19 protein-coding genes are annotated in these 22,704 nt (G+C 62.5%); 7 read left to right on the forward strand and 12 right to left on the reverse strand.

Annotation, left to right across the window (positions count from 1 at the left end; genetic code table 11):
* Positions 1-84: 84 nt before the first annotated feature.
* From DIC66_RS05610 to DIC66_RS05620, 3 genes are all read left to right on the forward strand, one after another.
* The gene (locus DIC66_RS05610; protein ID WP_233505791.1) at positions 85-5,820 is read left to right on the forward strand and encodes a PAS domain S-box protein; all 5,736 of its coding nucleotides are present in this window, start codon (positions 85-87) and stop codon (positions 5,818-5,820) included.
* Positions 5,817-6,233, forward strand: coding sequence for a response regulator (locus tag DIC66_RS05615; protein WP_117174873.1), 417 nt, complete (start codon positions 5,817-5,819; stop codon positions 6,231-6,233). The genes DIC66_RS05610 and DIC66_RS05615 overlap by 4 nt, the downstream gene beginning before the upstream one ends.
* Positions 6,234-6,300: 67 nt before the next feature.
* Positions 6,301-8,661 carry a methyl-accepting chemotaxis protein gene (locus DIC66_RS05620; protein WP_117174875.1) on the forward strand — a complete coding sequence of 787 codons (2,361 nt, stop codon included), beginning with the start codon at positions 6,301-6,303 and terminating at the stop codon, positions 8,659-8,661.
* Between the two features lie 40 nt (positions 8,662-8,701).
* Here the strand turns inward: DIC66_RS05620 and DIC66_RS05625 are convergent, their stop codons facing one another.
* The 7 genes from DIC66_RS05625 to DIC66_RS05655 form a co-directional block, all read right to left on the reverse strand.
* On the reverse strand, positions 8,702-9,220 hold the full coding sequence (locus tag DIC66_RS05625) for a flavin reductase family protein (protein ID WP_117174877.1): 519 nt from the start codon (positions 9,218-9,220) through the stop codon (positions 8,702-8,704).
* 131 nt (positions 9,221-9,351) lie between these two features.
* A complete protein-coding gene (locus DIC66_RS05630; protein WP_117174879.1) occupies positions 9,352-10,095 on the reverse strand; it encodes an amino acid ABC transporter ATP-binding protein in 744 nt (247 codons plus the stop codon).
* A gap of 15 nt (positions 10,096-10,110) precedes the next feature.
* Positions 10,111-11,211 (reverse strand): amino acid ABC transporter permease, encoded by a 1,101-nt coding sequence (locus DIC66_RS05635; protein ID WP_117174881.1) that lies wholly within the window; start codon positions 11,209-11,211, stop codon positions 10,111-10,113.
* 3 nt (positions 11,212-11,214) lie between these two features.
* Positions 11,215-12,390 carry an amino acid ABC transporter permease gene (locus tag DIC66_RS05640; RefSeq protein ID WP_117174883.1) on the reverse strand — a complete coding sequence of 392 codons (1,176 nt, stop codon included), beginning with the start codon at positions 12,388-12,390 and terminating at the stop codon, positions 11,215-11,217.
* A gap of 108 nt (positions 12,391-12,498) precedes the next feature.
* The gene (locus DIC66_RS05645; RefSeq protein ID WP_233505792.1) at positions 12,499-13,527 is read right to left on the reverse strand and encodes an amino acid ABC transporter substrate-binding protein; all 1,029 of its coding nucleotides are present in this window, start codon (positions 13,525-13,527) and stop codon (positions 12,499-12,501) included.
* A 241-nt stretch (positions 13,528-13,768) separates the two neighbouring features.
* Entirely contained in the window at positions 13,769-14,380 is a 612-nt protein-coding gene (locus tag DIC66_RS05650; RefSeq protein WP_117174887.1) for a YitT family protein, read from the reverse strand.
* Positions 14,380-14,931 (reverse strand): hemerythrin domain-containing protein, encoded by a 552-nt coding sequence (locus DIC66_RS05655; protein ID WP_233505793.1) that lies wholly within the window; start codon positions 14,929-14,931, stop codon positions 14,380-14,382. The genes DIC66_RS05650 and DIC66_RS05655 overlap by 1 nt, the downstream gene beginning before the upstream one ends.
* A gap of 146 nt (positions 14,932-15,077) precedes the next feature.
* On the opposite strand from DIC66_RS05655, the gene DIC66_RS05660 reads away from it, so the two are divergent.
* Together DIC66_RS05660 and DIC66_RS05665 are read left to right on the forward strand one after the other, a co-directional pair.
* A complete protein-coding gene (locus DIC66_RS05660) occupies positions 15,078-15,833 on the forward strand; it encodes a 2OG-Fe dioxygenase family protein (RefSeq protein WP_117174889.1) in 756 nt (251 codons plus the stop codon).
* Between the two features lie 137 nt (positions 15,834-15,970).
* On the forward strand, positions 15,971-17,158 hold the full coding sequence (locus DIC66_RS05665) for an acetyl-CoA C-acyltransferase family protein (protein WP_117174891.1): 1,188 nt from the start codon (positions 15,971-15,973) through the stop codon (positions 17,156-17,158).
* Positions 17,159-17,234: 76 nt separating this feature from the next.
* Here DIC66_RS05665 and DIC66_RS05670 read toward each other — a convergent pair whose 3' ends face one another.
* From DIC66_RS05670 to DIC66_RS05690, 5 genes are all read right to left on the reverse strand, one after another.
* A complete protein-coding gene (locus DIC66_RS05670) occupies positions 17,235-17,708 on the reverse strand; it encodes a DoxX family protein (protein WP_117174893.1) in 474 nt (157 codons plus the stop codon).
* A gap of 32 nt (positions 17,709-17,740) precedes the next feature.
* Entirely contained in the window at positions 17,741-18,529 is a 789-nt protein-coding gene (locus DIC66_RS05675) for an HvfC/BufC N-terminal domain-containing protein (protein WP_117174895.1), read from the reverse strand.
* Entirely contained in the window at positions 18,526-19,377 is an 852-nt protein-coding gene (gene bufB, locus DIC66_RS05680) for an MNIO family bufferin maturase (RefSeq protein ID WP_117174897.1), read from the reverse strand. Before bufB ends, DIC66_RS05675 begins: the two co-directional genes overlap by 4 nt.
* 67 nt (positions 19,378-19,444) lie before the next feature.
* Complete coding sequence (gene bufA2, locus DIC66_RS05685) at positions 19,445-19,702, reverse strand: BufA2 family periplasmic bufferin-type metallophore (protein WP_117174899.1); 258 nt, start codon at positions 19,700-19,702, stop codon at positions 19,445-19,447.
* 259 nt (positions 19,703-19,961) lie between these two features.
* Positions 19,962-20,720: an SDR family NAD(P)-dependent oxidoreductase gene (locus DIC66_RS05690; RefSeq protein ID WP_117175121.1), complete on the reverse strand. Its 759-nt coding sequence runs from the start codon at positions 20,718-20,720 to the stop codon at positions 19,962-19,964.
* A gap of 103 nt (positions 20,721-20,823) precedes the next feature.
* Here DIC66_RS05690 and trhP point away from each other — a divergent pair, with 103 nt between their 5' ends.
* Positions 20,824-22,179, forward strand: a complete 1,356-nt coding sequence (gene trhP / locus DIC66_RS05695; RefSeq protein ID WP_117174901.1) for a prephenate-dependent tRNA uridine(34) hydroxylase TrhP — start codon at positions 20,824-20,826, stop codon at positions 22,177-22,179.
* The gene (locus DIC66_RS05700; protein ID WP_338052478.1) at positions 22,169-22,669 is read left to right on the forward strand and encodes a GNAT family N-acetyltransferase; all 501 of its coding nucleotides are present in this window, start codon (positions 22,169-22,171) and stop codon (positions 22,667-22,669) included. The genes trhP and DIC66_RS05700 overlap by 11 nt, the downstream gene beginning before the upstream one ends.
* Positions 22,670-22,704: the final 35 nt, after the last annotated feature.

Consider the following 22,704-nt stretch of genomic DNA (forward strand, 5'->3'; position numbering starts at 1 on the left):
CTGTTTTATGCGTGCATTCCATTAGCCTTTGCAGCCGTGTTTGTGGCTGCAGTCTGGGCGCCCCAGTACATCCAGAGACTAGCCATGGCCAGGCCCGCGCAGCGCCTGGTGCTGTACCCGGTTCCAATGCTGATCGCGCTGCTGTGTCTGGCTGCAGGCCTGGCGGCAACCGTTTACTTTGCAGACGCCGCACGCCATGCGGCCTATGACGATGCGCGTACCCATTTCCTGAAGGTTTCCGATCAACTCGAATCCGATGTACAGACCCAGTTCAATGACATAGAACGTGTGCTCAACGGTCTGCGCGGACTCTATGAGTCCAGTGATGATGTATCGGTCAGGGAGTTCAGGCGCTTTGTTGAATCCAGCGACCCTCACCAGGTGTCGCCGGGCTTTCGGGGCTTGGGATTTATAGAGCGTGTGCCACGCCCGGAGTTGGCGGCCTTTGTTGCCAACATGCGCCGCAATTTCCTGGCCAGCTACGAGGCGCGTACCCATGGTGACAAACCGGACCTGTTCCTGGTCAAGTACCTGGAGCCCTTGAGCCGAAACGTGGAGGCCATCGGCTATGACATTGGCTCCGACCCGCAGCGCCGTGCCGCAGCAGAGTCGGCCATGCGTTCGGGGCAGGCCACACTGACGCCGCGTATCAGCCTGCTTCAGGATTCCTTGAAGCGGCCAGGATTCCTGTTGCTGTTGCCCATTTATGCCGGTGCCAGTGAACCCGACAGCCAAGACTCCCGCGTGCGCGATCTGCTTGGCTGGGCCTTCGCACCCGTGGTGCTCTCCGAACTCATGGCCAGTGGCGCAGGGGTGGATGTGCGCCTGGTCAATTACCAGCTGTTTGACGCCCCGGATCTGAACGCGAAATCCCTGTTGTACGACAGCCAATTGCCGGCCGGTGAAGTGAATGCGCCCGAAAGTCTGACGCGCCAGGAACACAGCGCCTTCTCGGTCGTCCGTGCTGTGTTGCTGGGTGGGCAGGTCTTGTATTTGCGCACCAATTCGAGCCCGGCCTTTGAGCAGGATTTCCATCCACGCGAGCATCTGAAGGCGGCCGTACTCGGCTCCGGCCTGAGCGTGCTGGGGGCGATGGTGCTGTGGTTGCTGATGGCCGGGCGCGCACGTGCAGTGGACCTGGCCCAGAGCATGACCCATGACCTGGAGCGCCTGGCCATGGTGGCCAAGCGGACCTCCAATGCGGTGTACTTTGCCGATACCCAGTGGCGCATCTCCTGGGTCAATGAAGGCTTTACCCGCATGAGTGGTTTTATGCCGGAAGAGGCCATTGGCATGCGGCCCAGCCAGTTGCTGCACAGTCCCCTGGCGGACCCGCAAACGCCGCTGATCATTGACAGCCAGGCCGAGGCTGGCGGGCGCGTAGAGATTCAGGTCTTGCAGCGTAGCAAGGCTGGCCGGGACTATTACGCCGACCTGGAGGTGCTGCCGATCCTGGACAGCAAGGGCCGTATCACCGGCTATCTGTCGGTGCAAAGCGACATCACGGAAGTCGTGCAGGCCAAAGCGGCGCTGCTGCTGGAAAAAGAGCGTGCAGAAAACATTCTGACGGCTACCAATGTGGGAACCTGGGAGTCCAACATGCAGACCGGCGAGCAGCGATGGAACGACCGTTGGAGTGCCATGCTGGGATTTTCCCGCGAGGAAGTTGTGCCTGGTGTGGACCAGTTCTGGCAACAGCGCGTGCATCCGGTGGACCGCGAGCGCCTGAAACAGGCCATGGCAGACTGCATTGCGGCACGCACGGACAGCTACGCCTGCGATGTGCGCGCACTGCGCAAGGACGGCCAATGGATGTGGGTGCTGAGCCGTGGCAAGGTCATGTCCCGCAGCCCGGATGGCAGCGCCGAGTGGGTAGGTGGCATCCACACCGACATCAGCGAGAGCAAACAGGTGGAGCTCAACCTGCGGGATCTGGAAGCCTTTCTGGACCGGGCCGGGCGCATCGCCGGTGTGGGCGCATGGCAGCTCGATCTCAAGACCCGCAAATTGGTGTTCAGCGCCCAGACGTGCGCCATTCACGGCCTGCCAGCGGACTATGAGCCCACGGAAAAAACGGCCCTGGATTTCTACCCTGAGGCTGACCGCCAGCGTGTGGTGGATGCGGTGAAGCGCGCGGAAAAGGACGGCACCTCCTGGGATCTGGTGGTGGAATTCCGCAACGTGCAGGGAGAACAGCTGTGGGTACGTCTGTTCTGCGAGGTCGGTTTCGACGACAGTGGGCCGGTTCGCCTGATGGGTGCGTTCCAGGATGTGACCAAGAGCTATCTGTCGCAACTGGAAGTGGAACGCAGCGGCGCGTTGCTGCGCGGTGCGATTGAGGCCATCAACGAAGCCTTCGTGCTGTACGACCCGCAAGACCGGTTGGTGCTGTGCAACGACAAGTTCCGCGCCATCAATTCCAGGTCATCCGACTTGCTGACCTATGGTGCAAGCTTTGAGAGCATCATCCGCGGCGGTGCCGAGCGTGGGCAGTATCTAGAGGCACTCGGGCGCGTGGACGAATGGGTAGAGCAGCGCATGGCCGCGCACCGCAGTGGCAATGTGTCGATGGAGCAGCAGTTGCAGGATGGGCGCTGGCTCAAGGTGATAGATCAGCGCATGCCTGACGGCCATACCGTGGGCTTCCGGGTTGACATCACCGAGCTCAAGCTGGCCACCGCAGCGGCAGAACTCACCAGCGCGCAACGCGGCGAAGAGCAAAAGCGCATGCAGAGCATTCTGGAGGGCACCCAGGTGGGTACGTGGGAGTGGAATGTGCAGACGGGCCACAGCCTGTACAACGAGCAGTACGTGGGCATGCTGGGCTACACCTTGCAGGAGCTTGAACCGCTGGGCTATGACACCTTTGTGCGTCTGGTGCACCCCGAGGACCTGGCGGCCTCGGCCCAGAAAATGCAGGAGCACTTGCGCGGGGAGAGCAGCGGCTACGAAATCGAGGTGCGCATGCACCACAAGCAGGGGCACTGGATATGGGTCCTGGCCAAGGGCAAGCGGGCCAAGGGTCCGGATGAAGGCCAATCGGAGTGGGTTTACGGAACCCACATGGACATCACCGAGCGCAAGCGGGCCGAGCAGCAACTCGCCCAGACCATGGCCACACTGCAAAACGTGCTGGATTCGGCCACCGCCGTAGGTGTGGTGACCCTGGGGCTGGACCACACCGTTCGCGTCTTCAACAAGGGCGCGGAAAACCTGTTGGGCTATTCCGCCCACGAGTTGGTGGGCCAGCAAAGCGCCGACCGCTTCTTTGAACTCTCCGAGCTGGGCGCGCTGCGTGAAACACTGGAACTGATGCTGGGCCATGTACCGGATCTTGACGAGGTTTTTGCACACGTTGTGCAGACCCGCGACGCGCAGGAATGGACCCTGGTGCGCAAGAACGGAACGCGCTTCAAGGCCAGCCTGATCTTCTCGCCCATGCGCGATGTCCAGGGTGCGCAGGAGGGTCATCTGGCCGTGATCTACGACATCTCCCGGCAGAAGGAATACGAGTCCTCCCTGCGGGAGGCCATGCGCCTGGCCGAGCAGTCCAGCGTGGCCAAGAGCCAGTTCCTGGCCAACATGAGCCATGAAATCCGTACCCCCATGAACGCCATCCTGGGCATGCTGCAATTGCTGCGCAACACCGCGCTGAACGCCCAGCAGGGCGACTATGCCGAAAAGGCGGTGGGTGCTGCGCGATCACTGCTGGGCTTGCTCAATGACATCCTGGACTTCTCCAAAGTGGAAGCCGGCAAGATGCAGCTCAACCCGGAGCCCTTCCTGCTGGATGGCTTGCTGGGTGATCTGTCGGTCATCCTGTCATCCAACCTGGGCGCCAAAAATGTGGACCTGGTGTTCGACGTGGATTCCGCCATACCGCGTGAGCTCATTGGCGATGCCATGCGCCTCAAGCAGATCCTGATCAACCTGGGTGGCAATGCCGTCAAGTTCACCGAAAAGGGCGAAGTCGTGGTCCGCTGGACCCTGCTGGCACGCACCCCCGAGCGCGTCAAACTGGGGGTTGCCGTGGTGGATACCGGCATTGGCATTGCGCCAGAGAACCAGTCGCGCATTTTTGATGCCTTTACCCAGGCCGAAGCCAACACCACCCGGCGTTTCGGTGGCACCGGCCTCGGGCTGGTGATTTCGACCCGTCTGATACGCCTGATGGGTGGCGAATTGCAGCTCAGCAGTGTGCTGGGGCAGGGCAGCACCTTCAGCTTCACGCTGGAACTGCAAGCGGCTGATTTCCAGCCGGCTGCGCCACTGCTGACGGTCGGGCCGGCAAGCAGGACCGAGGCTGCAGTGCGGGTCTTGCTGGTAGATGACAACCCCCAGGCTTTGGCCACCAGCGCAGCCATGATGCGTGGGCTCGGCTGGGATGTGACGCTGGCGGCATCCGGTGCGCAGGCCCTGGACCTGCTCAAGGCCGATCTTGCGGCACAGGCCGCACCGTGGGATGCCTTGTTCGTGGATGCCGAAATGCCCGACATGGATGGCTGGGATACGCTGCGCAACGTGTGCCGCCTGTACGCCAGCCGCAAACCACCTCTGCTGATCCTCCTGAGCCGGCAAAGCCGTGGCGCGCTCTCACACCGTACCGAGCGCGAGCAGGAATTGCTCAACGGGCTGATGGTCAAGCCTCTTACTGCAGCCATGTTCACCCGGGCACTGGAGCAGGCGCGCAACGGCTCGGGCTTGCAGCCGACCCAGCCGCAGGTCAGCCCCCAGCGTCTGCACGGCATGCGTGTCCTTCTGGTGGAAGACAACCTGATCAACCAGCAAGTGGCCCAGGAATTGTTGAGCGCGCAGGGTGCCCGTGTGACCCTGGCCGACAACGGCGCACTGGGGTTGGACGCCATACGATCTGCGCAACCGCCTTTTGACGTGGTGCTGATGGACCTGCAGATGCCGGTGATGGATGGCCTGAGCGCCACCCGCTTGCTGCGTACCGACAAGCGGTTTGCCGAACTGCCAGTGATTGCCATGACCGCCAATGCCATGCATTCGGACCGGGAGGATTGCCTGACCGCTGGTATGAATGACCATGTGGGCAAGCCCTTCGACCTGAATCAGCTGGTTCAGACGCTGATCACACACACCCGCTGGGTGGAGCGCACCGGTCCAGTCGGCGGTATTGTGCGACGCCGGGCCCAGCCCTCCGTTGTGCAGCCAGCCTTGGTAGATGCCGTCCAAGCCGGGGCCGACGGCCTGGAGATTGGGCTGGCACTGGCACGCATGGGCGGCAACCGGCAACTGCTGCAGCGGGCCATCACCGGTTTTGTTGCCGATGCCAGGCTACTGCCAGAGCGGCTGGATCAATGCCTGCACCAAGGTGATCTGCCAGCGCTCAAGCGCGAGTTGCATGGCTTCAAGGGGCTCTCGGCGACGGTAGGGGCGCCAGCCCTGTCTGCCTTTGCGGCCGAGGCAGAAAAGCATCTGCAAAGTCCGCAAGGCGCACTGGCCTGGCAGGCAAGGGCTCCAGAGCTCACCGCGCTGCTCGGGCGGTATCTGCCCCTGTTGGAGGATGTGGCGGGGCAGCTTGGGGCAAACGCGCATGGCGACAGTCCGGCCGTTGGCACCGTGGATACACTGGAGCTGGCGCCACTGCGTGAGCTGCTGGTTGCCTTGCAGACCTCCGATATGGTGGCCTTGGAGTTGTATGCCGCGTTGCGCCAGAAAATGGGTGCCGGCATTTCCCAGGCCATGGAACCGCTGGACCTCGCCATGGCGGATCTGGAATTTGAAGCCGCCGCAACCGAATGCGAGAAGCTGTTGCGGAATATTGATACAAGACAAGGCCCCGTATTTTCATGAGCAGTGTGTACACACCCAACACCGTGTCCCCGGGACGCCCCTTGAAGGTCCTGGTGGCGGAAGACAACATCATCAACCAGCGTCTGGTCGTTGGCCTTCTGACCCAGTTGGGGTATACCGGAATGGTGGTCAGCGACGGTGAAAAAGCGCTGAAATGTCTGTCCAAAATGCGGGTGGACCTGGTGCTGATGGACGTCATGATGCCCAATATGGACGGCTTGCAGGCTCTGGCCGCAATCCGTGCCAAGGAGGCTGTCGAGGGTGGCCATCTGCCCGTCATCATGGCCACCTCGCATGACGAGCCGGGCGATGCCGCGCGCTTCAAAAAGGCAGGCTCTGACGGTTACCTGGCCAAGCCCCTGGAGCTGACGCGCCTGCAGTCTGAAATTAGCCGCGTATTGATAAAAAGCTGAGCGCTAAAGGGGTTACTATTTCAGCAGGCAGTTTTGTCGCAAACCCTGCGGGGTCCTGGAAGTAACCATGTTTTTAGAATCGTCACGTCGCAAGTCCAGAGGGTGGTTGGGCCCGGGAGTTGCCTGGATGCAGCGCCTGCACATGCCGGTCAAATTGGCCACCATGGCCCTGCTTTTGGGTTTGCCCCTGGTGCTGGTGACCTACTTCCAGATGTCCACGCTGTTCAACGAACATGCCAAAGCGCGCGACGAGTTGCTGGGCGCCCAGATGATCGAACGGGTGAGTGATGTACTCACTGGTGTTCAGGAGCTGGGTGCCTATTCCGGGCAGTCGGGCAAGCCCGATGCCGACAAGGCACGCGCTGAAGTGCTGCAGCAACTGCAGACCCACACGGCCGCACTGGACACCTGGCTGCCACAACACCCCAAGCCGGACTGGGCCAGGCAGTGGACACAGCCGCAGGCGCTGGTGCAGGCATTGCAGAGCCCCGCTGCCAGCGAAGCCGCGCATGCGCAGGCGTTGGCTGCGGCCGACAAGGGCCTGCGCAGGTTGGTGGGCCTGCTGGGGGAGCAGTCGGCGCTGGCGCTGGATCCGGTGGCACAAACCTATTTTTTGCAGGACATCCTGACCCAGAAGTCCATTGCCTTGATGGCTTCGGTCAACACCCTGCGCGCCATGGCAGCATCACTGCCTGAGCCAGCCGCGGAGCAGCAAAGCCGTGCCACAGCCCTGCTCAGCATGGCTGCTTTGCTGGACAGCCAGGTGGAGGCCGTGGCCGAGAACCTGGACGCCATGGAGCGTGCTGGCGCCACGGAATTGCCCAAAGGTGCCCGTGAGGCACTGGTGGCCGCCAGTGCCTTTGGCAACCAGGTACGTGCACTGGTGGCCAAGCAGGCTTCGCCTGAAGCCTTGGCGCTGGTCAGTTCGTCGGGCGCCCAGGTGGTGAGCGCCGGCAGCCTGTTTCGCAAGAATGCATTCGGGCAATTGGCCACCATATTGCAGCTGCGCCAGGACAAGGCCTTCTTGGAGGCCAGTATTCTGGGCGGTCTGGCGGTGGTGGGCCTGTTGTTGGTGGTGTACCTCATCCTGTGTTTTTCAGTAGCCACGGTGAGCAGCATCCGTGCCCTGAACAGCGCGATCTCGGAAGGCACCCGCGGCAATCTGGCGGTGCATGTGGAAGTGCCTGGCAGCGATGAAATTGCCGACATCAGCAAGGAATTCGAGAACATGCTCAATGTGCTGTCCACACTTGTGGCAGACGTGCGCAGTGCCTCCAGCATGGTCACGCATGTGGGCGCTCAACTGGTGGAAGACGGGCATTCCCTGTCGCAGCGCACCCAGTCGCAGGCCGTCAGCCTGGAAGAGGCCGCGTCCAACGTCGGGCAGGTCAGCGACACCGTGGCGCGCAACTCCGAGGCGGCCCAGGAGGTCAGCCTGATGACCAAGAGCCTGCATGCCGAAGCTGGCAACGCCAGCACCCTGATGGGCAAGACGGTCAGCGGCATGGGCGCGCTGCAGACCACCTCGACGCGCATGCGCGAGATCATCGGCACGATTGACGGCATCGCCTTCCAGACCAATCTGCTGGCGCTCAACGCAGCGGTTGAGGCCGCCCGTGCGGGTGAGCAGGGCAAGGGCTTTGCCGTAGTGGCGGCCGAAGTGCGCAACCTGGCACGGCGCAGCCAGGGTGCTGCGGCCGAGGTGCGCACGCTGATTGCCGAGTCCGCCACCCGCGTGAGTGAGACGGTTACCGAGATCGAGGCGGTGAGCGGCCTCATGACCAGCCTGGTGACCGGAATTTCCGAGATTGCCTTCAACGTCGAAGCCATGGCCGACGGCAGCACCAAGCAAAGCATTGCGCTGACAGAGGTGGTGCAGGCCGTGGGAGACCTGGACCGCGTCACCATCGAAAATTCGGGCCTGGTGGACCGCACCTCGCACCGCTCCAGCCGCCTGATGCAGCGCTCGCGTCAATTGGAAGACGCAGTCACCTACATCAAGCTGCGCCAGGGCACGGCCGATGAGGCGCTGGCACTGACCAACCGGGCCCACGAATTGCTGCAGGCCGTGGGCTTCGACCACGCCTTCCAGGTCTTCCACGACAAGGAAGGCGGTTTTGTGGACCGCGACCTGTACATCTTTGTGTTTGACCGGCGCGGCGTCTACCGCGTCATGGGTGCAGACGTCAACCGCGTGGGCAGCAGCCTGTTTGACGCACCGGGTGTGGATGCCCAGCAGCTGCTGGACGACGCCTGGCACCGCTGCGAGCAGGGCGGCGGCTGGGTGGAATACAACATCATCAACTTGGCTACCGGCGATGTGCGCGGCAAGTCCAGCTATGTGCTGCCTGTCAACGACGAACTGCTGGTGGGCTGCGGCGCCTACCGCAGCGCCTTGACGGACGCCGACAGCAATTTAGGCAGATAGACACCCGGCGCCAGCCACCGCCTTTGCTGCGCCGGCGTGTTTAAAGCGGGTGCTCGGCGTAGAACTTGCCACCGTGGTACAGCAGGGGTGAGGCGCCTTCCTGGTGCTGGCAGCGCTCTACTTCGCCCACGAAGATCACGTGGTCACCTTCCTCGTAGCGGCTGCGGTTGAAGCACTCAAAAGTGGCGGCCGCGCCATCAATCAGCGGCGCGCCACTGATGCCCAGCGTGTAGCCCACACCCGCAAAGCGGTCCACCCCCTTGGCGGAAAACTGGCGCGCCAGGTCCTGCTGGTCGGCACTCAGGATGTTGATGGCGTAGTGCGAACCGGTGCTGAAAGCTTCCATGCTGCTGGCCGACTGGGCCAGGCTCCAGAGCACCAGCGGTGGAGACAAGGACACTGAATTGAAGGAATTGGCAGTCAGGCCCACCATGACACCGCCGGCGGTGCGGGCCGTCACGATGGTGACGCCGGTGGCGAACATGCCCAGGGCGGTGCGGAACTCGGTTTTGGAGAAGGCGGGGGGGTGCGCCTTGAGTGCGCGGGTAGTGGACAGCATGGGCTGAATTTAACCGAGATTGCATGTTCGGTTGCGCAGGTGCTGGAGAGACCCCTGGGACCTTTCATCAGAATCTGCACCCTGCGGGGCTTTGTTGCCCCGCAGGAAAGCCAAGCATCCAAAACGCGCCTTCAGTGCCCGAGAATCTTCGACAAGAAGTCCCGACTCCGCTCACTCTGCGGGTTGTTGAAGAAATCGTGCGGATTGTTCTGCTCCACGATCTGCCCCTGGTCCATGAAGATCACCCGGTCGGCCACCGCTTTGGCAAAGCCCATCTCGTGCGTCACGCACAGCATGGTGATGCCCTGGCTGGCCATCTCGATCATCACGTCCAGCACTTCCTTGATCATCTCGGGGTCCAGCGCCGAGGTGGGCTCGTCGAACAGCATGATCTTGGGCTTGAGGCACAGGGCGCGCGCAATTGCTACGCGCTGCTGCTGCCCGCCGGAGAGCTGCAGCGGGTACTTGCCAGCCTGCTCGGCAATGCGTACGCGCTTCAATTGCTCCATGGCCTTTTCTTCGGCGTCCTTCTTGGGCATCTTGCCCACCCACATGGGAGAGAGCGTCAGGTTCTCCAGCACGGTGAGGTGCGGGAACAGGTTGAACTGCTGGAACACCATGCCGACTTTCTTGCGCACGTCGTCAATGGCTTTCACGTCGTCGGTGAGCTCCACACCGTCCACGGTAAGGTGGCCTTGCTGGTGCTCTTCCAGGCGGTTGATGCAGCGGATCAGGGTGGACTTGCCCGAGCCCGAGGGGCCGCAGACCACAATGCGCTCGCCGGTTTTGACCTGCAGGTCAATATCGCGCAGCACGTGAAAATTGTTGCCGTACCACTTGTTGACCTTGTCGAAGGTGATGATGTTTTCAGACATGTGTATTCCTTAGCCTTAGCGTTGCTTGCTTTTGTTGACCTGCTTTTCAATCCAGATGCTGTAGCGCGACATGGAGAAGCAGAATCCGAAATAGATCAGGGCGATGAAGAGGTAGCCCTCGATCTTGAAGGGCCGCCAGTTGGCATCCGAGTTCAGGGCCAGGCTCATGGCACCGGTGAGCTCGTACAGGCTCACGATGGTCACCAGCGAGGTGTCCTTGAAGGTGGAGATGAAGTTGTTCATGATGCCCGGCACCACCATGGCCAGGGCCTGCGGCAGCACGATCTTGCGCTGGGTTTGCCAGTACGACAGGCCCAGGGTGGCAGCCGCCTCGATCTGCCCCTTGGGCACGGCCTGCAGGCCACCACGTATCACCTCGGCCATGTAGGCTGCGGCAAACAGGGTGATGCCCGCCAGCACCCGCACCAGCACGTCGATGCTGAAGCCCTGCGGCATCAACAGCGGGAACATGAAGGAGGCCATGAACAGCACCGAGATCAGTGGCACCCCGCGGATCAGCTCCACATAAATGGTGCAGACGCTGCGGATGGCGGGCAGCTTGGAGCGCCGCCCCAGGGCAATCACCAGCGCAATCGGGAAGGCCATGGACATGGACAGCGAGGCCAGCAGCAGGGTCAGCGGCAGGCCGCCCCAGCGGTCGGTATCCACCTTGGCCAGGCCGAACACGCCGCCCGACATCAGGGTGAAGAAGAAGGCCAGCACCACCACCCACAGAAGGCCCAGCGCGGGCCGCCAGAAGGCGCGCATGCAGCTTACGATCAGCAGGCCCAGCAGGGCGATGGTGGCAATGAGCGGGCGCCACTGGTCTTCAAACGGGTAGCGGCCGAAGATGATGATGCGGAACTTCTCGGCCACCACGCCCCAGCAGGCGCCCACAGCGGTGTGGCAGGCATCGTAGTCCTTGGCCCAGACGGCGTTGACCAGGGCCCAGTTCAGAAAGCGCGGCACTGTGGCCAGCAGCAGCAGGGCAATGGCAATGGTGCCCAGGGCGGTGCCCAGCGAGCCAAACAGGTTGGATTTGATCCAGGCCACCGCGCCCTCGGTCTTGACCGGGGCGGGGCGCGCAGCAATGGGTTGGAATGTGATTGCGGTCATGGCTTAGCGCTCCTTGATGGCCGAGCGGTTGTTGTACCAGTTCATGCCGAACGAGGTGGAGAGCGAGGTGCTCAGGTACACCAGCATGATGATGGCGATGCACTCCACGGCGCGGCCGGTCTGGTTGAGGGCGGTGTTGGCAATGGACACCACGTCCGGGTAGCCAATGGCCACGGCCAGCGACGAGTTCTTGGTGAGGTTCAAAAACTGGTTGGTCACCGGCGGGATGATCACGCGCAAGGCCTGCGGCAGCGTCACCAGGCGCATGGTCTGGCCGCGTGAGAGGCCCAGGGCAGCAGCAGCCTCGGTCTGGCCCAGGGCCACCGACGAGATGCCGCCGCGCACCACCTCGGCCACGAAGGCGGCGGTATAGACCGTCAGGCCCAGCAGCACGGACAGGAATTCGGGGGTGAGGGCGCCACCGTTTTCAATGGCGAATTCGCCTTGCACCGGCATGTTGAACTCCATGGGCGCGCCGCCCACAATCCAGCCCACAACGCCAAAGCCAATGATGATGCCCACTGGCACCCAGAACAGGCTCTTGGGCACACCGGTGCGCTCGAAGGACTGGATAGCCCAGCGGCGGTACAGAAAGGCCACCACCACGGCAACAGCCATGCCGATGGCGGCAAAGTACTGCCCGGTGGCCCACACTGGTATCGGAAAATTCAGTCCGCCCTTGCTCAGGAACAGCGGGCCCAGCGTCAGGGGGGTGCTGGATTCGGGTAGCACCTCGGTGAACATCAGGTACCACATCAGCAACTGCAGCAGGATGGGGATGTTGCGGAAAAATTCCACATAGCACAGGCAAATGCCACGCACCAGGGCGTTGCGCGAGAAGCGGCCCACGCCAATGAGTGTGCCCAGAATGGTGGTCAGGATGATGCCCAGGATGGCCACCCGCAGCGTGTTGCTGAAGCCCACCAGAAAGGCCTTCCAATAAGGCTCGGCCGAGTCAAAGGCAAACAGGCTCTCGCCAATGTCAAAGCCGGCGCCGCCCAGCATGAAGTCCCAGCCGCTCTGGATGCCGCGGGCCTTCATGTTGACCTGCGTGTTGTGGGCCAGGTAGAGCACGGCCGCAAGAATCAGGGCGACGGTGACGACCTGATAGACGATGCCCCGGAAAGCCTGGCTGCGCCAGGACCAGGAGGGTTTGGGTGGTTTGTGCGAAGTGGACATGGATGCATCTCCATCAGGTTGCTACCAATACCAAGGGGGCAGTGCAACGGGTGTGCGCCTGCCCCCTGGGCTGTGTGCGCGCTCCGCAAGGAGCGCAGAGCATGCGGATTAACGCAGTGGGGGAGCGTACTGGATGCCGCCCTTGTTCCACAGGTTGTTCAGGCCGCGCGGAAGTTGCAGAGGCGATTTGGGTCCGACATTGCGTTCAAACATTTCGCCGTAGTTGCCAGTGGTCTTGACGGCACGGGCCAGCCATTCCTTGTCCAGGCCCAGCAGTTTGCCGGTGTCTTCGGTGGAGCCCAACAGGCGGCCCACGATAGGGTCTTTGCTGCTGGTCTTGAGTTCGTCCACATTGGCGGCGGTCACACCGTACTCTTCGGCTTCGAGCAAACCAAACACGGTCCACTTGACGATGGCTGTCCATTCGTCATCGCCGCGGCGCACCATCGGGCCCAGGGGCTCTTTGGAGATCAGGTCGGGCAGGATGGTGTGGTCGGCAGGGTTCTTGGCCACCTTGTTGCGGGTGGAGGCCAGGCCGGAGGCATCGGTGGTGTAAGCCACGCAACGGCCGGAGAAGTAAGCACCTTCAGCGGCTTCGAGCTTTTCAAACACGATAGGCTTGATACCCAGGCCAGCAGCCTTGGAGAAGTCGGTCAGGTTCTTCTCGGTGGTGGTGCCGGACTGCACGCACACGGTCTGGCCCTTGAGCTGCTTGGCGCTCTTGATCTTGCTCTTGACAGGCACCATGAAGCCCTGGCCGTCGTAGTACACAACGGCGGTCTGGCTCAGGCCCAGCGAGGCGTCACGGGTCAGGGTGAAGGTGGTGTTGCGCGAGAGCACATCGACTTCGCCGGACTGCAGGGCGGTGAAGCGGGCCTGTGCGTTCAGGGGAACGTACTTCACTTTTTCGCCATCACCCAGGGTGGCTGCGGCCACGGCGCGGCACACGTCCACATCCAGACCGGTCCACTTGCCACCGGAATCGGCTGCGCTGAATCCGGCCAAGCCGGTGTTCACGCCGCAAATCACCTGGCCACGAGCCTTGATGGCGTCCAGTGTCTTGCCAGCGAAGGCAGGGCCGGCAGCCAGCGTGCCAAGTGCGGCCACAACGAGCGCAACCGTTTTCAGGGATTTCATTGTCATCTTCAGTTTCTCCAGTTAAAAAAAGTCCACTGCTTCGGTGCTCAGGCACCAAAGCAGTGAATGTATCGGCATGTGCATGCCCGGGGCACAGGGTTTACTCTTGAATGTCATGCAAATAATGTATGAGCTAATTTGCAAAGCATCCATGCCATGGGGCTAATGCAATAAGCTTGCCAGCGTGTGATGCTTTACCAAGGGTGTGCGAGGCATGGTCGCTTGCAGACGGCTGGCAAACTCAGATCGCCACGTAGCGCCCGGTGCGGTGGTTGATGGCCAGGGTCTGGTTGAGCACCACGGCGCCCAGCACCGAGAGCGCGATGTGCCACCAATCGGTGAGCGCAAAGGCCAGCACCACGATGCTGCAGTCCAGCGCCATCTGGATCAGCCCGGCGCGCCAGCCAAAGCGCTCCTGCAAATACAGCACCAGCACATTGAAGCCACCCAGGCTGGCGCGGTGGCGAAACAGAATCAGCATGCCCGTGCCCATCAGCAGCCCACCGGCGATCGAGGCGAAGACAGGGTTGATATCCCCCAGCGTGATCCACTGCGGCAGCAGATTGCTGATGCCTGCCAACAGCGCCACCGAGGCAAAGGTCTTGAGCGTAAAGGCCAGCCCCATGCGCTGGTAAGCCAGGCCGTAGAAGGGCAGGTTGATGGCAAAGAACACCAGTCCGAAATTCCAGCCGGTGGCGTAGTGGATCAAAAAGGCGATGCCCGCCGTGCCGCCCGTGATCAGGCCGGTGCGGCCAAACATCACCACACCGAGTGCCACAAACAGGGTGCCGGTAATCAGGGCCTGGATGTCCTCGTGCGGGCGGTGGCGCAGGTCGGGCGTGGGTGCTTCCATCAGGCCGCTATAGCCTGTGCAGCGGCTTGGGGCGCGTCCTGGGTCGCACTGCCGCAGCTGCCTCCTCCGCAGCCCTGGATTTCTGCCTCGGGCAGTGCCAGCGGGTTGTGCATCATGCCGGTCACCGGGTCAAACCCGGCCGAGCGCAAATGCAGGGCCAGGGCCGCGTCCATGCTCTGCACATGGTTGGCAAACCACAGCCCCAGCTCGTGGGCCATCTGGCGCACCAGGTCCAGCTCGCCCAGCAGACCGCGCTTGCCGCCTTCGCGCATCACCTGCAGGATGACGCTGTGCTGGGTGGCGTGGCAGTTGCCCGCGGCAAAGCCGGTATCCAGCATCCACTGGTCTTCGCGGTCAAAGTGGTCCTGGGTGTGGTCTATCAGAAGCGCCCAGCAAGACAGCAAGGTGTCATCGGGCGCCTGCACGGCGTCACCCAGCAGGGCGATGAACTCTTCATGGGTGTCGTCCATCAGGGGCATGTCCAGGGCCAGGGTGGGGCTCCAGGGCATGGGAGTGGGCATGGGGGCGGCGTTGGCCGTGGTGTTTTGCATGCAGGCTTCTCCAAATCGAAGGCCGCACTGTAACGCGTGGCCAAAGCCAGGCGCTTGATACAGGTCACACAGCGGCCAAAGTGGGTCTGACCGGGTGCGGCTGGCGGCGCAGATAATCAGGGTCCGATTTTCAGGCTCTGGACTCCATGACCCATTCGTTTCCCCCTCCCGCACTGGCGGGTGTGCAAAATTTGGACTATGTGCTGCAGCAGCAGGGCTATGCCGTGCTGGGTGCCGCCCAGGTGGCGCAACTGGCTGGTGTGGCTTTGGCCGACCTGCTGGGCTGGAACCCCACTTGGGACAACCTGCCACCCGACGCCTACCTGCGCGATGGCGGACGCTACCGGCGCAGGCGCCACAGCTGCTTTGTGGTCAATGGCCCGCAGGTAGAACAGGTGCCACACCGCCCGCATTGGCAGCCCGTGGCGTACAACGCCCTGCACGGTGGCCTGGAGCGCCACTTTGAGCCCATGGCGGCAGAGCTTGTGGCGCAGCCTGCATGGTCGCTGTTGCTGGCCTGGCTGGGCCGCGTGTGCTCCGGTCTCAAAGGCCAGCAGCCCTGGTTTGTGGAGGCGCACCCCTTTCGCATTGACACCACCGATGGCATTGGCCGGCCCACGCCCGAGGGCGCGCACCGTGACGGTGTGGACCTGGTGGCGGTGTTCCTGGTGGCGCGCACGGGCGTGAAGGGCGGCGAGACGCGGGTGTTTGAGGCCGACGGCCCCAATGGCCAGCGCTTCACCCTGTTCGAGCCCTGGTCGGTGCTGCTGCTGGATGATGCGCGTGTGATCCACGAGTCCACGCCCATCCAGCCCCTGGAGGACGGTGGCCACCGCGACACCCTGGTGGTGACCCTGCGCGCCCGCGGCTTCCAGGCGGACGTCCAGATGGGCGCGCGGTAGACGCAGATCAATAAGCGCGTCTGCGCTCCGGGCTACACTGTTCCTTGTAAGCCAGTGGTACGGATGCAGGTCCAGAATTTCACGCCAAGTGGAAGTCCACTCTTATTTCAATTTCCAAGCAACTAGGAGACAAAAGCATGAGCAAGCGTGATGTAGTAGTTTTGGGCATTGCCCGTTCGGCCATCGGTTCTTTCGGCGGAGGCCTGGCGGACATCGAGCCCTGCGAGCTGGCCGGTACCGTGATGAAGGAAGCCGTGACACGCTCCGGCGTGGACCCCAAGGCCATCAACTACGTAACCGTGGGCAACACCATCCCCACCGAGAGCCGTTTCCCCTACGTGGCACGCGTTGCCTCCATCCAGGCCGGCCTGTCGCAAGAGTCCGTCGCCATGGCGCTCAATCGCCTGTGCTCGTCGGGCCTGCAAGCCATCGTCACTACCGCCCAGAACATTCTGCTGGGTGATTGCGACTACGGCATTGGCGGCGGTGTGGAAGTGATGAGCCGCGCCGGTTACCTGTCGGCTGCCATGCGCAACGGCGCCCGCATGGGCGACAGCAAGATGATCGACACCATGGTGTCTACCCTCACCGACCCGTTTGGCGTGGGCCACATGGGCGTGACCGCCGAGAACCTGGTCGCCAAGTGGGGCATCACCCGCGAAGAGCAGGACGCACTGGCCGTGGAATCGCACCGCCGTGCCGGTGTGGCCATTGCCGAGGGCCGCTTCAAGTCGCAAATCGTCCCCATCGTCAAGAAGACCCGCAAGGGCGACGTGGTGTTTGACACCGACGAGCATTGCAAGCCCGAGACCACCATGGAGTCGCTGGGCAAACTGAAGCCTGCTTTCAAGAAAGAGGGCGGCTCGGTGACTGCCGGTAACGCGTCTGGCATCAACGACGGCGCTGCCTTCTTTGTGCTGGCCGATGCCGCTGTGGCCGCCGCTGGTGGCCACAAGCCCATGGCGCGTCTGGTGTCGTATGCGATTGCCGGTGTGCCCAATGAAATCATGGGCGAAGGCCCCATCCCCGCGACCAAGCTGGCCCTGAAAAAGGCTGGCCTGACCTTGGACCAGATGGACGTGATCGAAGCCAACGAAGCCTTTGCAGCCCAAGCCATTGCTGTGGCCCGCGGTCTGGAACTCGACATGGCCAAGACCAACCCCAACGGCGGCGCCATTGCCCTGGGCCACCCCATCGGCTGCTCCGGCGCTTTCATCGCCACCAAGCTGGTGTATGAACTGCACCGCACGGGCGGGCGCTACGGCCTGGCCACCATGTGCATTGGCGGCGGTCAGGGTATCGCCGTGATTTTCGAACGCCTGTAACCTGCAGGGAATTGAGGCCAGCTACCGTTTTGCCGCATCGGCAGGACGGTAGCTGGCCTTTTTCATGTGCATGCGCTCATGGCAGTTGGCGTGTGACCTTGGGCCACCACCACGCGTCTACCGACCATTTTCCAGGTCCCCACAGCAGAATGCCCAGCAGCAGTGCACCCCAAAACTGGTGCTGCTGCAAGGCTGCCGGTGCGATCTCGGACAGGCTCAGAACAGCCACGATGTTGACGAATGACAGGCTCAAGGCAGAGAAGCGTCCCAACAGTCCGAAGACCAGCAGGACCGGGAAGAACAACTCACCAAAGGTGCCGGCCACTGCCGCTACGTCGGGTGGCAACAACGGGACATGGTATTCATCGGCAAACAGGGCCAGGGTGGTGTCCCAGTCTGCAATCTTTGTCAGCCCTGAGCGGAAGAAGGCCATGCCGACGAAGACGCGGGCTGCCAGCGTGGCGGGTGCCTGCAAGTGGGTCAGCAAGCGTTGCGCTGTAGCCAGCAATGGCAGCAGTGTGGTGACGCGTTGTGCGGTGGTGAGATACATGGGGTGGAGTGCCGGGTTAGTGGGTTAGTGAGTTAATACTTGGAAATTTCAGTTGGCTGTGATGGCAGAGCACCCAGTGCGCCTGCATGCAACAGTTCGCTTAGCAGGGCGACGGCTGCTGCAGCGGCGCCTTCTTCGCCGACGCATTGGGCCAGTGCTCCACACACCTGGCCGAAGTGCTGGCCTGCCAGCAGGCCCTGCACAAACACCACTTCTGCGGTGTTCAAAGACTTCCACTGCGTGTTCATGCCTTGGCGCCAAACCAGCAGGTGGTGGTTCAGGGCTGCGGGTGGGTCCAGTTCGGTCTGCCCCGACTTGAGTGCGTGCCATATCGGGCCAATGGCCCATTGCAGTTCCAGCAGCTGCACCGAGGGGTGCAACGCAAAGCACAAATCTGCCCAGTCGGCCGCTGGCACGGCGGCCAATTCCGCAGCTGTCAGCGTTGCAGCGGTGCCAGCATCAAAGGCCTGGCGCAAAGCCCACTCCATGCGCGCCAAATCCACCAGGGCAGGGTGATCCACAAGCGCTTCGTTGGCCCGCATGAAGGAGCACAGCTGGTGCCCAAACCAGCGCAGGGAATAGTGGGCAGAGGGGTGGGCCTCGATGTAGGCATTGGCCAGGGCGTCAAAGGCCTCGTCTCCCATCACCAGAGGCAGCACCTCGAAGTTGTCGCGCAAGGCTGCACGCAGACGCGCACGGTAGGCGTTGCGGTACACCCCAAACTGCAGCACGCCTCTGGCATCCAGTAAAGCCGGCTCCAGGGGCCGGTCTTGCAGCAGCGCGTCTTGAAACGCGCTTTGCAGAGTTTGAAGTTGCATCATGCTGCGCACTCCAGCGGTGCTGCTGCTGTGGCAAGGGCTTGGGCTTGCACCACGCGGGCATGGTCCAGCTCGTCGAGCAATACCTGCAGTGCCGGAATGTCGTCGTCGCGCTCGATCATGGTGGGCACGCTGCCGCAGCGTTGCAGGGTGTAGCCGTAGAGTTGCCACACAGCCTCGCACACCGGCTGGTCGTGGGTGTCTATAAGGTAGGCGCCATGCGTTTCGTGGCCGGCCAAATGGATCTGGCGTACGCGAGATGCTGGTATGGCATCGATATATACATGTGGATCAAAGCCATGGTTGACGCTGCTGACGTATACGTTGTTGACGTCCAGCAACAACTCGCAGTCCGCCCGGCGCAGCATCTCGCCAATGAACTCCCACTCGGGCATCTGGTTGGAGGCAAAGGCAACGTAGGTCGACGGATTTTCCAGGACCAGTCGTTGCCCCAGAAAGTCCTGAACCCGCAAGATGCGGTCGGTGACGTGGCGCAATGTCTCTTCGGTGTAGGGCAGGGGAAGCAGGTCGTGCATATTGATGCCCTGGGTACCGGTCCAGCACAGGTGGTCTGACACCCAGCCGGGCTGCACGCGCTGTACCAGCGCCTTCAGATCACGCAGGTAGTCCTGGTTCAACGCATCGGTCCCGCCAATGTTGAGCGACACACCGTGCATGACCATGGGGAAGTCCCGGCGAATGCGGTCCAGGTGCCATAAGGGGGCTCCCCCTGGAACCATGTAGTTTTCGGACAGGATCTCCAGCCAGTCGACACGGGTCTGGTGTTCTGATTCAAACGCAGCATAGTGTTCGGTACGTAGCCCGAGACCAAAGCCCTGAATGGAGTGCATAGCAAGCCGTACGAAGTGTTAAAAAAACAGGCCCGGGTGTGAAGCGGGCCCACCAAGCGATGTGCAGTTATTTGACGACGGTGCCACCGGCGGAGGTGCATTCCTTCGCAGAGGACTTGCTGTTCCAGCCCATGCCTTTGCAGCTGTTCTGGCCCTTGCATTCGTTCTTGGCGGTCTTGCAGTCAGAGGTGCCCTTGCAGCTGTTGATGCCGGCGCAATGCACCGACATGTCGTCGGCATGGGCCACCGTGATGGGGGCGCTCATAGCGAACAAAGCGGCAGCGGCGCTGGCAATGGCGAGGGTGGTTTTGAAGTTGTGCGACATGGGTTTTCCTTTGGCAGTTGAAACAAGGGGTTGAAGTGCAATCAGGGCCAATGCCTTGGATGCTTTTGCACCTGCTTGCTCTCAGTAGTCGGGCCGGCATGCGGAAACTTACGGAAAAAGTTTCCCGTTCTGAAAAAAGTTTTTTCAGGTCCTTGCGATCCAACTTGTCGGTTGCCTCAGGATGGCGGTGCTTGCGTCCATTCTTCAGGCGCAAGCATGCAGCAAGCAGCGGCTCAGTCTGCTGCTGCCGCGCCGTGCTTCAAGATCGCACGTCTGCCACCGGCTCGGCGCCAAAGTCGCTCCGGTTCAAAAAAGCCAGCAAGCGTTGGGCTGCGTCCGTCGGGCTGGTGAGCTGCCCTTTGTCTTTGAGTGCGGCAAACCCGCCCTGGTCGGGGAACAGCGTGACATCGGCGCTGCGCAGTTGCACTTGCATGTCGGTATCAATCACGCCGGGGGCGAGCGAGCAAACGCGTGCACCGTGCGGCAGCAGCGCCTCTTCCAGCGCCAGGCAGCGCGTGAAGTGGTCCATGCCGGCCTTGGCCGCGCAATAGCTGGCACTCGATGCCATGGCGCGACGGCCCAGGCCGGAGGAAATATTCAGCACCTTGCGCGGCACCTGTGTCCAGCTTTGGGTTGACGCCAGAAAGGCGGCGCTCAGCAGCATGGGCGCCTCCAACCCAACGCGCAGGGCGCGTGCCAGATCGCTTGCATCGGCCACGCGCAGGGGCGTGAGCGCGGAGATCACACCGGCGTTGTTGATCAGGGTGGCGCTGGCCAGTTCTTCTGGCTTGAGCGCACCCAGCCAATCCCGCAGGCGCTCTGCCACGGGCTCGGGCACGCTCAGGTCGGCCTGCCACTGCAGCAGCTCCGCGCCGCGGTCTGCGGCCTGCTGTTGCAGCGCTGCGTTGGTCTGGCGCGAGATGCACAACAATAAGGCATCGGGGGCCAATAGTTGTTGTGCCATGGCCAGTCCCATGCCGCGGGAGGCGCCGGTCAGGATGGTCAGATTTTTTTGCATCGGAGGTACCTTGTTCGTGAGCGTGGTGAAGGGCGTTGCCTGTTGCAGCACATTTTGACCCAGCGCATTTTCACCCCGGAAGCGTCCCGGGATAATGCGCGCCATGCAACCCAAGACCCCCGAACTGCTGGCCCCGGCCGGCTCCCTCAGCATGCTGGAGACAGCCTTTGCCTTTGGCGCCACCGCCGTCTATGCCGGCCAGCCGCGCTACTCGCTGCGCGTGCGCAACAACGACTTTGGCGAACTGGCCGCCCTGCAGCAGGGTATTGAGCGCGCCCACGGGCTGGGCCACAGGTTCTATCTGGTGTCCAACATCTATCCGCACGACAACAAGCTCAAGAGCTATGTGGCCAATATGAGCCCGGTGATCGCGCTCAAACCCGACGCCATGATCATGTCCGATCCGGGACTCATCATGATGGCCCGCGAAGCCTGGCCCGAGATGGAAATCCACCTCTCGGTGCAGGCCAACACCGTCAATTCGGCGGCGGTGAAATTCTGGAAGAGTGTCGGCATTGCCCGCGTCATCCTCTCGCGCGAGCTCTCGCTGGACCAGGTGGCCCACATCCGCCAGGAATGCCCGGACACCGAACTGGAGGTGTTTGTGCACGGCGCGCTGTGCATTGCCTATTCGGGGCGCTGCTTGCTCTCGGGCTACTTCAACCACCGCGATGCCAACCAGGGCAGCTGCACCAACTCCTGCCGCTGGGACTACAAGACCCAGGCCGGTGTGGAAGACGCATCCGGCGACATCCTCACACCCCAAGCCGCGCGCGAGCGCGAGCACCCGCAGGGTGTGTACCTGATCGAAGAAAGCCAACGCCCCGGCAGCTTCATGCCCATTGAAGAGGACGAGCACGGCACCTATGTGATGAATTCGCGCGACCTGCGCGCCATTGAGCACGTACAGCGCCTGGTGGCTATGGGCATTGACTCGCTCAAGATCGAGGGCCGCACCAAAAGCCCCTACTACGTGGCCCGCACCGCCCAGGCCTACCGCAAGGCGATTGACGATGCCGTGGCCGGACGCGAACTCGACCCGGCCCTGCTGGGCCAGCTCGAAGGCCTGGCCAACCGGGGCTACACCTCCGGCTTCTTCCAGCGCCACACGCCCGAGGCCACGCAAAACTATTTGCGCGGCTACTCCGAGTCCGGCCGCAGCCTGTACGTGGGCGACGCCGTGGCCTTCGATGCCGCGCGTGGTCTGGTGCAGGTCAATGCCCGCAACAAATTTGCCGTGGGCGACAGGCTGGAAATCATCCACCCCAGCGGCAACTTCGACGTGCAGGTCACGCGCCTGGAAAACGCCGACGGCGAGGCCGTGCAGGTGGCCTCTGGCAGCGGCCACACCGTGTGGATGGACTTGCCCGCCAGCTGCGTGGGGGCGTTTGTGGCGCGCTATCTGCAGTCAGAGGAAGCAGCGGTGGCAGTGCCCGTGGCCGAACTGATTGCCGATTGATACCATCAGCGCCATGGACATACGCATAGACGATCTGCGCGGCGCGGCCACCATTGCGCTGCTGGAAGCGCACCGGCAAAACATGTTCGAGCACTCGCCGCCCGAGAGCGTGCATGCGCTGGACCTGGACGGCCTGCGCCAACCCGGCATCACCTTCTGGTCGGCCTGGGAGGGCGATGTCCTAATGGGCTGCGGCGCGCTCAAAGAGTTGAATGCAGAGCAGGCCGAGCTCAAGTCCATGCGCACGGCCGATGGCCATTTGCGCAAAGGCGTGGCCGCAAAAATACTCCAGCACATCATCGCGGTGGCACGCAACCGACACTACAAGCAGCTGTATCTGGAAACCGGCCCGGTGGCCGCATTCGCTGCGGCACGTGCGCTGTATGCACGCTACGGCTTTCGGGAATGCGGGCCGTTTGCGGACTATCCGGAAGACCCGTACAGCGTATTCATGGTGTTGGACCTGACTGATGCGCAAGCCTTGGAATGACTTTGAAAGCCCGTGAGCCGCACACAGCGCAGGCA

Origin of the sequence: Rhodoferax lacus (genome assembly GCF_003415675.1) — a bacterium.
Taxonomy (GTDB): Bacteria; Pseudomonadota; Gammaproteobacteria; order Burkholderiales; family Burkholderiaceae_C; genus Allorhodoferax; species Allorhodoferax lacus.

Bases quoted from the DNA above. Each gene is read 5' to 3' on its own strand.
- bufA2 (WP_117174899.1), bottom strand. From the start codon at position 19,702: ATGTCGCACAACTTCAAAACCACCCTCGCCATTGCCAGCGCCGCTGCC.
- DIC66_RS05650 (WP_117174887.1), bottom strand. From the start codon at position 14,380: ATGGAAGCACCCACGCCCGACCTGCGCCACCGCCCGCACGAGGACATC.
- DIC66_RS05675 (WP_117174895.1), bottom strand. From the start codon at position 18,529: ATGATGCAACTTCAAACTCTGCAAAGCGCGTTTCAAGACGCGCTGCTG.
- DIC66_RS05670 (WP_117174893.1), bottom strand. From the start codon at position 17,708: ATGTATCTCACCACCGCACAACGCGTCACCACACTGCTGCCATTGCTG.
- DIC66_RS05615 (WP_117174873.1), top strand. From the start codon at position 5,817: ATGAGCAGTGTGTACACACCCAACACCGTGTCCCCGGGACGCCCCTTG.
- DIC66_RS05645 (WP_233505792.1), bottom strand. From the start codon at position 13,527: ATGAAATCCCTGAAAACGGTTGCGCTCGTTGTGGCCGCACTTGGCACG.
- DIC66_RS05660 (WP_117174889.1), top strand. From the start codon at position 15,078: ATGACCCATTCGTTTCCCCCTCCCGCACTGGCGGGTGTGCAAAATTTG.
- DIC66_RS05665 (WP_117174891.1), top strand. From the start codon at position 15,971: ATGAGCAAGCGTGATGTAGTAGTTTTGGGCATTGCCCGTTCGGCCATC.
- DIC66_RS05610 (WP_233505791.1), top strand. From the start codon at position 85: ATGGCCAGGCCCGCGCAGCGCCTGGTGCTGTACCCGGTTCCAATGCTG.
- DIC66_RS05630 (WP_117174879.1), bottom strand. From the start codon at position 10,095: ATGTCTGAAAACATCATCACCTTCGACAAGGTCAACAAGTGGTACGGC.
- DIC66_RS05625 (WP_117174877.1), bottom strand. From the start codon at position 9,220: ATGCTGTCCACTACCCGCGCACTCAAGGCGCACCCCCCCGCCTTCTCC.
- bufB (WP_117174897.1), bottom strand. From the start codon at position 19,377: ATGCACTCCATTCAGGGCTTTGGTCTCGGGCTACGTACCGAACACTAT.
- DIC66_RS05620 (WP_117174875.1), top strand. From the start codon at position 6,301: ATGTTTTTAGAATCGTCACGTCGCAAGTCCAGAGGGTGGTTGGGCCCG.
- DIC66_RS05640 (WP_117174883.1), bottom strand. From the start codon at position 12,390: ATGTCCACTTCGCACAAACCACCCAAACCCTCCTGGTCCTGGCGCAGC.
- DIC66_RS05635 (WP_117174881.1), bottom strand. From the start codon at position 11,211: ATGACCGCAATCACATTCCAACCCATTGCTGCGCGCCCCGCCCCGGTC.
- trhP (WP_117174901.1), top strand. From the start codon at position 20,824: ATGCAACCCAAGACCCCCGAACTGCTGGCCCCGGCCGGCTCCCTCAGC.
- DIC66_RS05655 (WP_233505793.1), bottom strand. From the start codon at position 14,931: ATGCAAAACACCACGGCCAACGCCGCCCCCATGCCCACTCCCATGCCC.
- DIC66_RS05690 (WP_117175121.1), bottom strand. From the start codon at position 20,720: ATGCAAAAAAATCTGACCATCCTGACCGGCGCCTCCCGCGGCATGGGA.